Origin of the sequence: Micromonospora ferruginea (assembly GCF_013694245.2) — a bacterium.
Taxonomy (GTDB): Bacteria; Actinomycetota; Actinomycetes; order Mycobacteriales; family Micromonosporaceae; genus Micromonospora; species Micromonospora robiginosa.
In genome coordinates, this window is record NZ_CP059322.2 from 1,295,103 (window position 1) to 1,311,764 (window position 16,662).

The following is a 16,662-nucleotide window of genomic DNA, read 5'->3' on the forward strand; positions in this document are numbered from 1 at the left end:
CCCGCTCACAGGTGGCCCACGAGCAGGCTGGGCGCGAAGGCGATGATGAGCATCCGCACGGACCGGCCGGTCAGGCAGGTGGCCAGGAAGGCGGGTGCGCTCATCTGCCCCGCGGCGGCGGTGAAGGTCATGACGATGAGCGGCGGAATCCCCACGATCGCGCTGACCAGTAGCAGGGGCGCCGCCACGGTGGTGCGGTTGAGCTGGGCGAGCTTGACCAGGCGGGCGCCGAGGCGGCGCAGCGGGCCCGGATCGTCCCGGGCGGCGTCCCGGGCGGCCCGCTCCGCCAGCGCGGCGCGCTTCTTCTCGATCCACTGCCGCAGGGCGGGGGCGTGCAGCGTGCCGCGCACGGCGAGCAGGATCACCAACTTGCCGGCGCTCTGACCGACGGCCGTGGCCAGGGCGAGCGGCACCGGGTGCGCGCTGGTCGTCGCGACGGCGCCGATCAGGTAGGGCTCCGCCGGCAGCCCCGGGAAGAACGCGGAGACGAAACCGACGCCGAGCGCGGCCGCCAGGATGCCGATCACGGCCGGCCGGGAAGCTCGGCGGCCGGCAGCCGGGACACGACGACGAGTGACACGACCTTGATGGCGGTGATGACGAGGGCCAGCGCGGCGGCGATCCACGGCAGGTCGGTCGCGAGGACCGCGACCACCAGGCTGGTGGTGTTGAGGACCTTGGCCGGCGGCCACCAGTTCCACCGGTACACACCGTTGTGCACCTGCCCGAAGTAGTTCGGGCTGAGGATCGGCCAGCGCAGGAACGACAGGCTGAGCATGGTGTCGAGCGTGAGGAACTGCAGCAGCAGGATGGTGCAGGGCAGCAGCGAGCCGGGCCGCAGCACCAGCAGCCCGGCGGCGGCCAGGGCGAAGCAGGCGCGGTCCGCGACGATGTCGAACACCGCGCCGAAGCGGGTCTCCTGATGCAACAGGCGGGCGGACAGGCCGTCGAGGACGTCGCCGGCCCAGTAGCACGCGTACGACGCGACGACCAGCCAGGCGTTGCCGTGCGCGAGCCCGGCGGCGGCCAGGGCCACCGCGAGCACCGTGCGGACCAGGGTGATCGTGTTGGGCACGTTGAGCTGCGGCGCGTCGGAGTTCGGAGCGGGCGCGAAGCGGTGGGTGCCGGGCTCGACGCCTCGTGTGAACAGGGAGATTGTCATGTCGATCTCCGATCGGAAGGCGGAGAGGTGCGCCCTGCTACTGCACTTTAACTAGGTTCATAGCACTATGGTACTTAGCGCCGGCCACCCTGGCTATGGGGAATCCGGGCAGCGTTCGACTGCGGTCGGGACACGGTCGAAACCCGACCGGGTCGTGACCGGGCCGGGGGAGCGGTGCGAAGCGGGGACCCGCCCTGGCGGGCGCGGCTCGTCAGGCCAGCGGGCGGCGCATCCTGCGCAGCGCGGCGACGGCGAGCAGCGCGGAGAGCACGAGGTAACCGCCCAGCTCGATCACCTGGAACCGCCAGTACCGGTCGGCCGGCTGGTAGGAGATCTCGAAGTGCAGCGACCGCCCGGCGAGGCACGGGGCGGCCTGCTCGGGAGTGCCGCCGAGGCAGTCGTCGACGGCGCGCGCGGTGACCTTGTTTCCGTCGGCGTCGCGCAGGTCGTGCCAGCGGTTCAACACCCACGCGCCGGGCAGCACATAGTTGCCGACCTGCAGCTCCGTGGCGATGTTCAACTGCGACCGGCGCACGGTGTCCGGGGTGAACGCCACCGTGGTCGTGATCGGGCTCGCCAGGTGCGGGCGCACGAGCACCGGCACGGCGGCACCGACCGCGGCCACGACCGCGACGGTGACCGCCATCGCCGGCACCGAGCGGCGCAGCAGCAGGCTGGCGGCGACACCCAGCAGGAAGGCGAAGAGCGCGTAGCCGAGCGGGGTCAGCCCCCGGGCGGCGAAGGTCAGCGGGGTGAACCGGTCGCCCTGCACCTGGTCGAACCGGCTCGCCGCCCAGGTCAGCAACAGACTGTACGTCCCGGTCAGCACGACCGCCGACAACCCGGTCAGCACCAGCTTCGGCAGCAGCCAGCGGGTGCGGGTGACCCCCTGGGTCAGCACCATGCGGTAGGTGCCCGCCTCCAGCTCACGCGCCAGCAGCGGGGCACCCCAGAACGCGCCCAGCGCCGCCGGCAGCGCCAGCAGCACGATGCCCGCGACCGCGACCGGCGCGCCGTAGCGGGACAGCAGCGCGTCGCGGGTGCTCGCGCAGGCCGCCGGCGTGGCGCAGGCGACCACCGCGTCGTACGCGTGCCGGATGCTCACGCCCAGCCACAGCAACAGGGCGGCGGCCACGACCAGGGCGGCGACCGCGACGACGGCCTGGGTGCGGAACTGACGCCACGTCAGCCAGATCACCGGCCCACCTCCGCCGCGGGTTGCGCCGGCTCGGTGCGGCGGATCGGCGTCGCCTTGTTCAGGTACGCCAGGATCACGTTCTCCAGATCGGGATGCTCGGCCTCCGGCAGCCCGTCCGGCAGCGGCCCGGCCGACCGGACCAGCAGCGTGGACTGCCGGCTGGTGCGCTGCTCCTCGATGACCTCCACCCCCTCCGGCAACCCGGCACGCAGATCCAGGCCCCCGACCAGGCGGTGGTGCGTGGCGGTCAGGTCGGCGACGTCGTCGGCGAGCTGGATGCGGCCCGCGGACAGCACGACCAGATAGTCGCAGACCCGCTCCAGATCCTCGATCACGTGCGAGGACAGGATCACGCTGGCGCCGAGCTCGGCGACCGACTCCATGAGATTGCGCAGGAACCCGTGCCGGGCCAGCGGATCCAGCGTCGCGACCGGCTCGTCGAAGATCAGCAGCTCGGGTCGCTTCGCCACGGCCATCGTCAGCGCCAGCAACGCCCGCTGCCCGCCGGAGAGCTGACCCGCCCGGTGCTGCGGATCCAGCCCGAGCTGCTCGATGCGGCTGTTGGCGAACGCGCTGTCCCAGCGCTCGTTCAGCTCGGCACCCAGGCGCAGATGCTCCGCGACGGTGAAGGCCCGATAGACCGGCGCGTGCTGCGCGACGAACCCGACCTGGGACAACTGCCGCGTGCTGGACGCCGGCACCTCGCCCAGCACCCGGATGCTGCCCTCGCTCGGCTCGATCAGCCCGGCAGCCAGCTCCAGCAGCGTCGACTTGCCGGCGCCGTTGGGGCCGACCAACCCGACCACGTGCCCGGCCGGAATCCGCACGGTGCAGTCGGTCAGCACGCGCTGCCGGCCGTAACGCTTCCCGAGCCCGTCGGCGTCGAGCAGAAAGGTCATCGCCGCGTCTCCAACGAGGTCCGGAACGTGGTCATGAACAGGGCTTCGATGCTGTCGGCGTCCATCCCGGCGGCCTGGGCCCTGGCGAGCCATTGTCTCAGCTCCTGTCGAAGCGGCTCGTGAGCGGCCAGCGATTTGTCGGCCAGGCTCTGGGTGACGAACGTGCCGAGGCCCGGCCGCGCGGCGACCAGGCCGGTGTGCTCCAGCTCCCGGTACGCCTTGAGGACGGTGTTCGGGTTGATCGCCAGCTTGGCGACGACCTCCTTGACGGTCGGAAGCTGATCGCCGACCGAGAGCAGCCCGAGCCGCAGCGCCTGACGGACCTGCTGGACCAGCTGCGCGTACGGCGCGACACCCGAGCGCACGTCCAGGTGGAACTCGATCAAGTCGCCACACTCATCCGTCTAACCTCATAGCACTTCGGGACAGTAGAACGTTCGTATACCCGAAGCTTAATGCTTTGACCAGGGCGCGGCCCCGGCGGCGGGCGTGTCGCCCTTTTTGTCCCCGACAACCGCGCGGCGGGCGGATCGCGGCCGGCCCGCGCCCAGGGCGCGACTAATTGCAGTTGTCAAATGCGTTCAGGCCCGCCGGTGTCCGGGACCGGTCTTCTTCGGCGGCCGTCGAACACGCAATTCCTGGTGACCGGCGGCTGCGGTGTTCGACTGTGTCCGCGCTGCGGTCGAACACCCGCGAACGTCCTTGTCACCGCGGAAGCAGCGGGTGAGAGTGACGGTCGGACAGGTCACCTGGCGGGCCACGCCGGCATCCCGCACGTCTTCGCGCACCCCGCCGGGGCGCGCTCGAGAGAGGAATTCCGATGAATCCGTTCGAGAACCCCGACGGCCGTTATCTCGTCCTCGTCAACGACGAGGGGCAGCATTCACTCTGGCCGGTATTCGCCGAGGTGCCCGACGGGTGGACCACCGTGTTCGGCGAGGACGGCCGGCAGGAATGCCTCGACTACATCGAGAAGAACTGGACGGATCTGCGGCCGAAAAGCCTGATCCGGGCCCTGGAGGAGAGCCGGGCCTGACCCACCCGGCGTCGACCGGCCGCAACGTGACCCGCCGGCCGGCGCGGCACCTCCCCCTCCGGTGCCGCGCCCGGCCGGCGCACCCGGTCGTACGGCCGCTCCCCACCCGCCCGCTCGCGCATCGGCCCGTCCCTCGCCCGTCCGCGCGGACCGCACCTCGCGCACGCCGCGCGTCCCGTTCCATCCGCGCTCGTGTTCGCCGCGGATCCCGCCCCATCCCGCGCTCGTGCCCGTGGCCCGCCCGCTCGACGCGCCCGGCTCGCCGAACAGCCGGAGACCCCGGCCGGCTCGCCGAGTGGCCGGAGCCGACGACCCGCCCGATCAACCCCGGCCCGCGGTGCGGCCCGGCCCGTACGGAGGACGCTCGATGATTCCCTTGTCGTTCGCGCAGCGGCGGTTGTGGTTCCTGGCGCAACTCGACGGACCGAACCCGATGTACAACAGCTCGGCCGTGGCCAGGATCAACGGCGGGCTGGACCGGGCGGCCCTCGCCGCCGCCTTCCGGGACGTGCTGGACCGCCACGAGGCGCTGCGTACCGTTTTCCCGGCCCGCGACGGGGAGCCGTACCAGCAGATCCGGCGCACCACCGAGCTGGAGTGGACCGTCGAGGTCGAGGATCTGAGCGCGGCGGCACCGGACGAACTCGCCGCCGCCGTCGACCGCCGCGCGCGACACGCCTTCGACCTCTCGCGGGAGCTGCCCATCCGGGTGTGGCTGCTGGCCACCGGGCCGGACGAGCACCTGCTCGTGATCGTCATGCACCACATCGCCAGCGACGGCTGGTCACTGGCGCCGCTGGCCCGCGACCTCGCGACCGCGTACGCCGCCCGCCGCGCCGGCGCGGCGCCCGGCTGGACGCCGCTGCCCGTGCAGTACGCCGACTACGCCCTGTGGCAGCGCGAGTTGCTGGGCGACGACAACGATCTGGACAGCGTCGGCGCGCGGCAGCTCTCGTACTGGCGGCAGGCCCTGGACGGGGCGCCGGACGAACTGCCGCTCCCGTTCGACCACGCCCGGCCGGCGAAGCCGTCGCACCAGGGGCGCACCGAGAGCTTCGACCTCGACGGGCGGGTGCACCGGGCGCTGGTCGAGTTGGCGCGCGTCGAGGGTGTGACGGTGTTCATGGTGTTGCAGGCGGCGTTGGCGGTGTTGCTGTCGCGGTTGGGTGCGGGCACTGATGTGCCGATCGGGTCGGCGGTGGCGGGGCGTACGGATGAGGCGCTCGATGATCTGGTCGGGTGTTTCGTCAACACGTTGGTGATCCGGACCGACCTGTCCGGTGACCCCACGTTCCGCGAGGTGTTGCAGCGGGTGCGTGCGCGCAGCCTCGAAGCGCTGTCGTATCAGGATGTGCCGTTCGAGCGTCTGGTCGAGGAGTTGGCGCCGGCGCGGTCGCTGGCCCGCCACCCGCTGTTCCAGGTGGTGCTGACGACCCACGGGATGGGTGAGTCGGCCCTGCGGCTGGACGGCGTCGAGGTGGAGCTTCTGCCGGTGGAGCGGCCGGCGGCGAAGTTCGACGTGGACGTGATGGTGGCGGAGACGTTTGACGGTGCGGGTGTCGCGGCGGGTTTGCGGGGGACGGTGACCGGGGCGGCGGATCTGTTCGATGCGGGTTCGGTGCGGCGGTTGTCGGCTGGGTGGGTGCGGGTGTTGGCGCAGGTGGCGGGGATCCGTCGGTGTTGGTGCGGTCGGTGGTGGTGGCCGGGGTGGAGGAGCGGGAGTTCCTGGCTCGGGTGGGTGTGGGTGAGGTTTTGTCGGGTGTGGATGTGTCGGTGGTGTCGTTGTTCGAGCGGCAGGTGGCGGCGTGCCCTGATGCGCCGGCGGTCGTGGGTGGCGGTGTGTCGCTGACGTTCGCGCAGGTCGATGCGCGGGCGAATCGTCTGGCTCGGGTGTTGCAGGCCAACGGTGTGGGTGTGGATTCGGTGGTGGGTCTGGCGCTGCCCGGTGGTGTGGACATGGTTGTGGGGATGGTGGCGGTGTGGAAGGCCGGCGGCGCGTATCTGCCGGTGGATGTGTCGCTGCCGACGGATCGGTTGGCGTTCATGTTCGCGGATGCGCGGGTGTCGGTGTTGGTGGGTACGGATGAGGTGTTGGGTGATCTGCCGGCTGGGATGCGGACGGTGTCGGTGGACGATCCGCTGTTGGGTGTCATGCCTGACGAGGCGCCGTGTGTGGTCGTGCCGTTGGACGCCCTGGCGTATGTGATTTACACGTCGGGGTCGACGGGCCGTCCGAAGGGTGTCGGTGTCACCCAGCGAGGTCTAGCCAACTATGTGGCGGGGGTGCCGCAGCGGTTGGGGTGGGGTGCGCCTGGTGCTCGTTATGGCTTGTTGCAGGCGCAGGTGACGGATCTGGGTAACACGACGATCTTCACGAGTCTGGCCACGGGCGGGTGTCTGCACGTGCTGGATGCGGACGTGGTGGTGGATCCGGCGGCGGTGGCGGGGTATTGGCGTGAGCACGGGATCGAGCATGTGAAGGCGGTCCCGTCGCACCTGGCGGCGCTCGCCGCCGGCGGCTGGGTGGAGGCGGTGCTGCCTTCGGGGTCACTGGTTTTGGGTGGTGAGGCGGCGCCGCGTTCGTTGGTGGATGCGGTGGCGTCGGTGGGTCGGCCGGTGTTCAACCACTACGGGCCGACGGAGACCACGATCGGCGTCCTGACCGGCCCGATCACCGGTTCGGCCGGGTCGGTTACTGCCACGGTCGGGTCGGTCCCGGATTCGGTCGGCGCGATGGCGGGGTCGTCCGGCGCGATGGCGGATTCGTCCGGCGCGATGGCGGGGTCGTCCGGCCCGATGGCGGGGTCGTCCGGGGTGGTGGCGGGGTCGGCGGATCGGGCCGGTCGGGTCGGTGTGGCGGCTGGTTCGGGTGCGGTGTTGGGGTTGCCGGTGCCGAATATGCGGGTGGCGGTGTGGGACGAGTGGTTGCAACCCGTTCCGGTGGGTGTGGTCGGTGAGTTGTATGTGAGTGGTCCGCAGGTCGCGCGGGGCTACGCCGGTCGGCCGGGTTTGACCGCGCAGCGGTTTGTTGCCGGGTCGGGTGGGGTGCGGTGGTATCGGACCGGGGATCGGGTGCGGTGGACCGCCGACGGGGTTCTGGAGTTCGCCGGTCGCGCCGATGATCAGGTCAAGATCCGGGGCTACCGGGTGGAGCCGGGTGAGGTCCAGGCCGTCGTGGCGGCGCACCCGGTGGTTGAGCGGGCGGTGGTGGTCGCCCGTGAGGATCAGCCGGGGGACAGGCGTCTGGTGGCGTATGTGGTGGCGGACGGTCCGGTGGACGGGCTACGCGAGTTTGTGGCGGCGCGGCTGCCGGAGCACATGGTGCCCTCGGCGTTCGTGTCCCTGACCGAGCTGCCGCTGACCGGTAACGGCAAGTTGGATCGGAGGGCGTTGCCGGCGCCGGAGTATGCGTCGGGTCCTCGTCGGGAGCCGGCCAACGCGCGCGAGGAGTTGTTGTGTCAGGCGTTCGCGCACGTGCTCGGTGTCGATTCGGTCGGGGTGGACGACGACTTCTTCGCGCTGGGTGGGCATTCGCTGCTGGCGGTGAGGTTGATCTCTCGGGTGCGGGTGGTCCTCGGCGCCGAGTTGGAGATCCGCACCCTGTTCGAACAGCCCACCCCCGCCGGGATCGCCGCGCACCTGGCCGACACCGAGACGGCGGCACGACCCGCCCTGATCGCCGGCGAACGCCCCGAACGAATCCCGCTCTCCTACGCCCAACGGCGGCTGTGGTTCCTGGCCCAGATGGAAGGGCCGAGCGCCACGTACAACCTGCCGGTGGTGCTGGAGCTGACCGGCGACGTCAACGACGAGGCGCTGGACGCCGCGCTCGGCGACGTGCTGGCGCGCCACGAGGCGTTGCGGACGGTGTTCCCGTCGGCGGACGGCGAGCCGTACCAGAAGATCGTCGCGGTCCCGGAGATCGGGCGGCGGCTCGACATCGTGGAGCTCGACGGGGCGTCGACGGACGAGTTCGCGACGGCGGCCGAGTGGGCGCGGCACGTGTTCGACCTGACGGTGGACATCCCGTTCCGGGCCGGGCTGCTGCGCGGGCCGGCGGGGCGCCAGCTACTCGTGCTGGTGCTGCACCACGCCGCGGCGGACGGCTGGTCGATGGGTCCGCTGGCCAAGGACCTCTCCGTCGCGTACCGCGCTCGGCTGGCGGGCACGGAACCGGAGTGGACCGCGCTTCCCGTGCAGTACGCCGACTTCGCGCTGTGGCAGCGCGACCTGCTCGGCGCCGCCGACGACCCGGACAGCGTCAGCGCGCGGCAACTCGGCTACTGGCGGGAGGCGCTGGACGGCGTACCGGACGAGTTGGCCCTGCCCTACGACCGGACGCGGCCCGCCGTCCCGACGCACACCGCCCACAGCGTGCCGCTACAGGTCAATCCCGCCCTGCACCAGGCGCTCACCGACGTCGCCCGGGCCGAGGGCGTCACACTCTTCATGCTGCTGCGAGGCACGCTCGCCGTGCTGCTGTCCCGGCTGGGCGCCGGCACCGACATCCCGATCGGCTCCGCGGTGGCGGGGCGTACCGACGAGAACCTGGACGACCTCGTCGGCGGCTTCGTCAACACGCTGGTGATCCGGACCGACCTGTCCGGCGACCCGACGTTCCGCGACGTGCTCGCCCGGGTCCGCGACCGCAGCCTCGAGGCGCTCGCGCATCAGGACCTGCCGTTCGAGCGGCTGGTCGAGGAGTTGGCGCCGGCGCGTTCCCTGGCCCGGCACCCGCTCTTCCAGGTCATCCTCACCATGCAGAACACCGTCGACGCGGTGCTCGACCTGCCCGGCGTCACGGCCGAGGCGGTGCGCGCGGATCGCCGATGGGCCAAGTTCGACCTGGATGTGATGGTCGGCGAGCTGCGCGACGACGACGGCCGGCCGGCGGGCCTGCGCGGCGCGATCGCCGCCGCCGCGGATCTCTTCGATCGGGGTACGGCGGAGGCGATCGGGCGGCGTTGGGTGCGGGTGCTGGAGCAGGTGGCGGCGGATCCATCGGTGTTGGTGCGGTCGGTTGCGGTGGCGGGTGAGGGGGAGCGGGCGCGGCTGGTGTCGGCGGGTGTGGGTGAGGTTTTGTCGGGTGTGGATGTGTCGGTGGTGTCGTTGTTCGAGCGGCGGGTGGCGGCGTGTCCTGATGCGCCGGCGGTGGTGGGTGGTGGTGTGTCGTTGACGTTTGCGCAGGTGGATGCGCGGGCGAATCGTTTGGCGCGGGTGTTGCGGGCCAACGGTGTGGGTGTGGATTCGGTGGTGGGTCTGGCGCTGCCCGGTGGTGTGGACATGGTTGTGGGGATGGTGGCGGTGTGGAAGGCCGGCGGCGCCTACCTGCCGGTGGATGTGTCGCTGCCGACGGATCGGCTGGCGTTCATGTTCACCGATGCGCGGGTGTCGGTGTTGGTGGGTACGGATGAGGTGTTGGGTGATCTGCCGGCTGGGATGCGGACGGTGTCGTTGGACGATCCGCTGCTGGAGGTCATGCCGGACGAGGCGCCGGGTGTTCAGGTGCCCCTGGATGCTTTGGCGTATGTGATCTATACGTCGGGGTCGACGGGCCGTCCGAAGGGTGTGGGTGTCACGCAGCGGGGTGTGGCGAACTATGTGGCGGGGGTGCCGCAGCGGTTGGGGTGGGGTGCGCCCGGTGCTCGTTACGGCTTGTTGCAGGCGCAGGTGACGGATCTGGGTAACACGACGATCTTCACCAGCTTGGCCACGGGCGGGTGTCTGCACGTGCTGGATGCGGACATGGTGGTGGACCCGGCGGCGGTGGCGGGGTATTGGCGTGAGCATGGGATCGAGCATGTGAAGGCCGTCCCGTCGCACCTGGCGGCGCTCGCCGCCGGTGACGGTGGGGTGGAGGCGGTGCTGCCGTCGGGGTCGCTGGTTTTGGGTGGTGAGGCGGCGCCGGAGTCGCTGATCGATGCGGTGGCGTCGGTGGGTCGGCCGGTGTTCAACCACTACGGCCCGACGGAGACCACGATCGGTGTGCTGACCGGCCCGATGACCGGTTCGGGTGGGGTGTTGGGGTTGCCGGTGCCGAATATGCGGGTGGCGGTGTGGGACGAGTGGTTGCAACCCGTTCCGGTGGGTGTGGTCGGTGAGTTGTATGTGAGTGGTCCGCAGGTCGCGCGGGGTTATGCCGGGCGGCCGGGTTTGACCGCGGCGCGGTTTGTTGCCGGGTCGGGTGGACATCGGTGGTATCGGACCGGGGATCGGGTGCGGTGGACCGCCGACGGGGTGGTGGAGTTCGCCGGTCGTGCTGATGATCAGGTGAAGATTCGTGGCTATCGGGTGGAGCCGGGTGAGGTCCAGGCCGTCGTCGGGGCGTATCCGGTGGTTGAGCGGGCGGTGGTGGTCGCCCGTGAGGATCAGCCGGGGGACAGGCGTCTGGTGGCGTATGTGGTGGCGGACGGTCTGGTGGACGGGCTACGGGAGTTTGTGGCCGGGCGGCTGCCGGAGCACATGGTGCCGTCGGCGTTCGTGTCCCTGACCGAGCTGCCGCTGACGGGTAACGGCAAACTCGACCGGAAGGGGTTGCCGGCGCCGGAGTATGCGTCGGGTCCTCGTCGGGAGCCGGCCAACGCGCGCGAGGAGTTGTTGTGTCAGGCGTTCGCGCATGTGCTCGGTGTCGATTCGGTCGGGGTGGATGACGACTTCTTCGCTCTGGGTGGGCATTCGCTGCTGGCGGTGAGGTTGATCTCTCGGGTGCGGGTGGTCCTCGGCGCGGAGTTGGAGATCCGGACCCTGTTCGAGCAGCCCACCCCCGCCGGCCTCGCCGCGCACCTCACCGACGCGACGGCACGACCCGCCCTGATCGCCGGCGAACGCCCCGAACGAATCCCGCTCTCCTACGCCCAGCAGCGGCTGTGGTTCCTCGCCCAGTTGGAGGGACCGAGCCCCACCTACAACGTCCCGCTCGTCCTGCGGCTGCCGGCCGGGACCGAGCCCGCCGCGCTGCAGGAGAGCCTGCTCGATCTGCTGGAGCGCCACGAGGTGCTGCGGACCGTGTTCCCGTCGGCCGACGGCGAGCCGTACCAGAAGATCCTTCCCGTCACGGAACTCGGCTGGCAGCTCGACGTGGTGGACGGCGAGCCCGACCGGGCCGAGGCCGTCGCCGAGCGGGCCCGGCGGCCCTTCGACCTCGCGACCGAGGTGCCGTTCCGGGCGAGCCTGCTGCCCGCCGACGAGGGCGAGGAGGCGTTGCTGCTGCTGGTGATGCACCACATCGCCGGCGACGGCTGGTCGAAGCGCATCCTCATCCGTGACCTCACCACGGCGCTGGCCGCGCGCCGGGACGGGGTGGCGCCGGAGACCGCGCCGCTGGCCGTCCAGTACGCCGACTATGCCGTCTGGCAGCGCGAGCAGCTCGGCCGCGTCGACGACCCGGGCAGCGTGATCGCCCGGCAGGTCGCCTACTGGCGGGACGCGCTCGCGGGCCTACCCGAGGAGTTGACCCTTCCGACCGTGCGCCCCCGGCCGGCCGTGCCGGGCCACCGGGGCGAGAGCGTGGCCATCGAAGTGCCCGCCGACGTGCACCGGGCCGTGCGTGATCTCGCCCGTACCGAAGGGGTCACGGTGTTCATGGTGGTGCAGGCGGCGCTGGCGGTGTTGCTGTCGCGGTTGGGTGCGGGCGCTGACATTCCGATCGGCTCGGCGGTGGCCGGGCGTGGTGACGAGGCGTTGGACGACGTGGTCGGTTTCTTCGTCAACACGTTGGTGATCCGTACCGATCTCGGCGGTGATCCGACGTTCCACGAGGTGCTGCGTCGGGTTCGTGAGCGTGGCCTGGACGCCCTGGAGCATCAGGACGTGCCGTTCGAGCGGCTGGTCGAGGAGCTGGCCCCGGTGCGTTCGGTGGCACGCCACCCGCTGTTCCAGGTGATGTGCGCGGTCCAGGACGTCGGCGACGCCGAACCGGGCCTGTCGCGGGCGCGGATCAGCTCGCCGGAGGACTACCGCGGGTCACTCACCGCGGCCTCCCGATTCGACCTCGACCTGACCGTGGGCGAGGTGCTGGACGACGACGGGCGGCCCCGCGGGCTGCGCGGCTCGCTGACCGGGTCGGCGGATCTGTTCGACCGGCCGGCGGTGACGGCGCTCGCCGCCCGCTGGGCGCGGCTGCTCCGGGCGGTCGTCACCCGGCCGGGCGAGCGGGTCAGCTCGGTGCCGGTGCTGTTCGACGACGAGACCGATCGGCTCAGCGGGTTCGCGTCGGGGCCGGTGCGGGACTTCGGTCCGGGCAGCGTGCTGGAGCGGTTCCAGGACCGGGCCCGGACGAACCCGGACGCGCCGGCGGTGGTGTGCGACGGGGTGACGCTGTCGTACGCCGCGTTGGACGCGCGCGCGAACCAGGTCGCGAACCACCTGCGCGCCGCGGGTGTCGGCGCCGACGCGGTGGTGGGCATCTGCCTGCCGCGCGGGGTGGACGTGGTGGCGGCGATGGTGGGCGTGTGGAAGGCGGGCGCCGGGTTCGTACCGGTGGATCCGGGGCTGCCCCGGACGCGGCGCGAGTTCATGCTCACCGACTCGGGCGCGGCGACGGTCGTGGACGAGCGGGTCCTCGCCGAGGCGTCCGGCGCCGACGACGCGGCGCCGGACGTGCCGGTGCTGCCGCTGTCCCTGGCATACGTCATCTACACCTCCGGCTCCACCGGGGTGCCCAAGGGCGTCGCCTGCACGCACGCCGGCCTCTGGAACGTCGTCTCGGCGCTCGCGCCCGTGGTGCGGTCGGACGTGGGTCGCCGCGTCCTCCAGTTCGCCTCGTTCAGCTTCGACGCGTCGGTGTTGGACGTCGGGATGGCGCTGGTGTCCGGGGCGACGTTGGTGATCGCCACCGAGGAGCAGCGTGGTGACCCCCGGCTGCTGGCCGGGTTGGCCGTCGACTCGGCGAGCGTGGTGCCGTCCCTGCTCGAGGCGATCACGCCGGACGAGCTGGCGCGCACGGACACCGTGCTGGTGGGCGCCTCCGCCGTGTCGGAGCGGACCGCGCGGGTGTGGTCGCGGGGGCGGCGGCTGGTGAACACGTACGGGCCGACCGAGGCGTCGGTGATGGTGACCGCCGGTGACGTCGACGGCGACACCGGACCGGTCCCGATGGGCGCTCCGATCGCCAACACCTCGGTGCTGGTGCTCGACGAGTGGCTGCGGCCCGTCCCGGCGGGCGTGACCGGCGAGCTCTACATCGGGGGCCCGCAGGTGGCCCGCGGCTATCCCGGCCGTACGGCGCTGACCGCGCAACGGTTCGTCGCGTCACCGTTCCACCCCGGCGAGCGGCTCTACCGCACGGGGGACCGGGCTCGTTGGACCGGTGGCGGTGAGTTGGTGTTCGCCGGTCGGGCCGACGAGCAGGTGAAGATCCGGGGTTTCCGGGTGGAGCCGGGTGAGGTGCGGGCGGTGGTGCTTCAGCATCCGGCCGTGCGGCAGGCCGTGGTGGTCGTCCGCGACGAGCGGTTGGTGGCCTACGTCGTCGCCGACGGCACGGTCGACGGGCTGCGCGCGTTCGTGGGCGAGCGGCTGCCCGACTACATGGTGCCGTCGGCGGTCGTCGAGCTGGCCGCGCTGCCGCTGAACGCCAACGGCAAGGTCGACACCCACGCGCTGCCGGACCCGGAGCACGTGTCCACCGGCCGGGTCGCCACGGACCCCCGCGAGGAACTGCTGTGCGGGGTCTTCGCCGAGGTGCTGGGCGTGGCCGCCGTGAACCCGGACGACGACTTCTTCGCCCGGGGCGGGCACTCGCTGCTGGCGGTGCGGCTGGTGGCGCGGATCGCCCGCGTCTTCGGCGTACGCCTGGCCGTGCGCACCGTGTTCGAGACGCCGACGCCCGCGGGTCTGGTGCGGCTGCTGACGCGTACGCCCGGCAGCGGTGACGTCCCCGCGTTGTCCGCCGTGGACCGTCCGGCCCGGGTGCCGCTGTCGTTCGGTCAGCAGCGGCTGTGGTTCCTGTCCCGGTGGGAGGGCGTCGGCGACCTGTACTCGATCCCGTTGCGCGTCGCGCTGCCCCGTGACGTGGACCTCGACGCGCTGGAGGCGGCCGTCCGGGACGTGCTGGCGCGGCACGAGGTGCTGCGGTCGGTGTTCCCGGTGGAGGACGGGCAGCCGTACCAGCGGGTGCTGCCGGTGTCCGAGGTGGGGTGGCGGTTGGGCGGCACGCCGATGACCGGCGACTTCGACCTCGACGTGGACGTGCCGTTCCGGGCGTGGCTGTCCGAGGGCGACGACGGCCCGGTGCTGGTGATGGTGGTGCACCACATCGCGTCCGACGGCTGGTCGGCCGGGTTGCTGGTGCGGGACCTGCTGCTCGCGTACGAGGCGCGGACCGCCGGCACGGCCCCGGACTGGCAGCCGCTTCCGGTGCAGTACGCCGACTTCGCGGTGTGGCAGCGTCGGGTGCTGGGCGACGAGAACGACCCGGACAGCGCGCTGGCGCGGCAGATCGCGTACTGGCGTGACGCCCTCGCCGGGCTGCCCGAGGAACTCGTGCTGCCGGCCACCACGCCCCGACCGGCGACCCCCAGCCATCGCGGTCACCGGATCCGGTTCGACCTGCCGGCTCAGACGCACGAACGCCTGGCCGCTCTCGCCCGGGCCGAGGGCGTCACGGTGTTCATGGTGGTGCAGGCGGCTCTGGCGGTGCTGCTGTCGCGGCTGGGCGCGGGCGACGACATCCCGCTCGGCTCGGCGGTGGCCGGGCGTGGTGACGAGGCGTTGGACGACGTGGTCGGTTTCTTCGTCAACACGCTGGTGATCCGCACCGACCTCAGCGGTAACCCGTCGTTCCGGGAGCTGTTGGGTCGGGTCCGTGAGCGTGGGTTGGACGCGTTGGAGCATCAGGACGTGCCGTTCGAGCGGCTGGTGGAGGAGTTGGCGCCGGTGCGTTCGGCGGCCCGGCATCCGCTGTTCCAGGTCATGTGCACCCTGCAGAGCGCCGGACGCCCGGAGCGCGGCGACTCGACGGTCCGCCTGCTGCCCGGCGACGAGCCGGCCGGCGCCGGCACGTCGGCGGCCAAGTTCGACCTCGAACTCCACATCGGGGAGACCTTCGACGAGACCGGGCGGCCGGCGGGCATGCCGGGGGTCCTCACCGGCTCGGCGGATCTCTTCGACAACCCGACGGTACGGGCGCTCGCCGATCGCTGGATGCGGGTGGTCGACCAGGTGACGGCCACCCCGCACCTGCCGGTACGGGCGGTGGACGTCGTACTGGACGAGGAGCGCGATCGACTGGCGGCGTTCGCCCACGGTCCGCGGCGTGACGACGTCCCGGGTTCGGTGCTGGATGGTTTTCGGGTGTGGGTGGGGTTGACGCCGGATGCGCCGGCGGTGGTGTGTGGTGGGGTGGTGTTGTCGTTTGTGGAGTTGGATGTGTTGTCGAATCGGGTGGCGAATTTTTTGGTGTCGGTGGGTGTGGGTGTGGATTCGGTGGTGGGGGTGTGTTTGCCGCGTGGGGTGGATGTGGTGGTGGCGATGGTGGGGGTGTGGAAGGCGGGTGCGGGTTTTGTGCCGGTGGATCCGGGGTTGCCGGTGGCGCGGCGGGAGTTCATGGTGGCGGATTCTGGTGCGGTGTTGGTGGTGGATGAGTCGGTTATGGCGGGGTTGGATGTGGTGGGGGTGGGGATCCGGGTGTGGTGGTGTTGCCGTTGTCTTTGGCGTATGTGATTTATACGTCGGGTTCGACGGGGGTGCCGAAGGGGGTGGCGTGTTCGCATGCGGGTTTGGTGAATGTGGTGTCGGTGTTGGGGCCGCGGTTGGTGGGTGGGGGTGGGGGTTGTTGCAGTTTGTGTCGTTTAGTTTTGATGCGTCGGTGTTGGATGTGGGGGTGGCGTTGTCGGGGGTGTTCGGTTGGTGGTGGCGTCGGAGGATGAGCGGCGGGATCCGGTGGGTTTGGCGGGGTTGGATGTGGGGGCGGCGAGTGTGGTGCCGTCGTTGTTGGAGGTGTTGGATCCGGGGTTTTGCTCATTGGCGGGATGTGGTGGTGGGGTCGTCGGCGATTGGTGAGGCGACGGCGTGGGCGTGGGCGGGTGGTCGGGTGTTGTCGAATGCGTATGGGCCGACGGAGTGTTCGGTGATTGTGTCGTGTGGTGTGGTGGTGGCGGGTCGTGGGGTGTCGATGGGTGGGCCGTTGGCGAATTGTTCGGTGTGGGTTTTGGATGAGGGTTTGCGGCCTGTTCCGGTGGGGGTGGTGGGTGAGGTTTATGTGGGTGGTGTGCAGGTGGCTCGGGGTTATGCGGGGCGGGTGGGGTTGACGGCGCAGCGGTTTGTGGCGTCGCCGTTTGGGGTGGGTGAGCGGTTGTATCGGACGGGGATCGGGCGCGGTGGTCTGTGGGTGGGGAGTTGGTGTTCGCGGGGCGGGTGGATGAGCAGGTGA

Annotated in this window: 10 protein-coding genes; 5 read left to right on the forward strand and 5 right to left on the reverse strand. The window is 71.3% G+C overall.

All coding sequences use genetic code 11. The features are described from left to right. Positions 1-5 precede the first annotated feature (5 nt). From H1D33_RS05840 to H1D33_RS05860, 5 genes are all read right to left on the reverse strand, one after another. On the reverse strand, positions 6-527 hold the full coding sequence (locus H1D33_RS05840; protein WP_181569041.1) for a VTT domain-containing protein: 522 nt from the start codon (positions 525-527) through the stop codon (positions 6-8). After that, a complete protein-coding gene (locus H1D33_RS05845; RefSeq protein WP_181569040.1) occupies positions 524-1,162 on the reverse strand; it encodes a CDP-alcohol phosphatidyltransferase family protein in 639 nt (212 codons plus the stop codon). The genes H1D33_RS05840 and H1D33_RS05845 overlap by 4 nt, the downstream gene beginning before the upstream one ends. A gap of 211 nt (positions 1,163-1,373) precedes the next feature. Further along, positions 1,374-2,360, reverse strand: a complete 987-nt coding sequence (locus H1D33_RS05850; protein WP_181569039.1) for a hypothetical protein — start codon at positions 2,358-2,360, stop codon at positions 1,374-1,376. Further along, positions 2,357-3,259, reverse strand: coding sequence for an ABC transporter ATP-binding protein (locus H1D33_RS05855; protein ID WP_181569038.1), 903 nt, complete (start codon positions 3,257-3,259; stop codon positions 2,357-2,359). Before H1D33_RS05855 ends, H1D33_RS05850 begins: the two co-directional genes overlap by 4 nt. Next, positions 3,256-3,645, reverse strand: a complete 390-nt coding sequence (locus H1D33_RS05860) for a GntR family transcriptional regulator (RefSeq protein WP_181569037.1) — start codon at positions 3,643-3,645, stop codon at positions 3,256-3,258. Before H1D33_RS05860 ends, H1D33_RS05855 begins: the two co-directional genes overlap by 4 nt. 428 nt (positions 3,646-4,073) lie before the next feature. On the opposite strand from H1D33_RS05860, the gene H1D33_RS05865 reads away from it, so the two are divergent. From H1D33_RS05865 to H1D33_RS30270, 5 genes are all read left to right on the forward strand, one after another. Further along, positions 4,074-4,295, forward strand: coding sequence for an MbtH family protein (locus H1D33_RS05865; RefSeq protein ID WP_181572883.1), 222 nt, complete (start codon positions 4,074-4,076; stop codon positions 4,293-4,295). Between the two features lie 367 nt (positions 4,296-4,662). Next, the gene (locus tag H1D33_RS05870; protein WP_181569036.1) at positions 4,663-6,144 is read left to right on the forward strand and encodes a condensation domain-containing protein; all 1,482 of its coding nucleotides are present in this window, start codon (positions 4,663-4,665) and stop codon (positions 6,142-6,144) included. Next, positions 6,123-15,953: a non-ribosomal peptide synthetase gene (locus H1D33_RS05875; protein WP_307755422.1), complete on the forward strand. Its 9,831-nt coding sequence runs from the start codon at positions 6,123-6,125 to the stop codon at positions 15,951-15,953. Before H1D33_RS05870 ends, H1D33_RS05875 begins: the two co-directional genes overlap by 22 nt. A 23-nt stretch (positions 15,954-15,976) precedes the next feature. Continuing rightward, a complete protein-coding gene (locus H1D33_RS30265) occupies positions 15,977-16,159 on the forward strand; it encodes a hypothetical protein (protein WP_414685531.1) in 183 nt (60 codons plus the stop codon). A gap of 32 nt (positions 16,160-16,191) precedes the next feature. Beyond that, a complete protein-coding gene (locus tag H1D33_RS30270; protein WP_414685532.1) occupies positions 16,192-16,662 on the forward strand; it encodes an AMP-binding protein in 471 nt (156 codons plus the stop codon).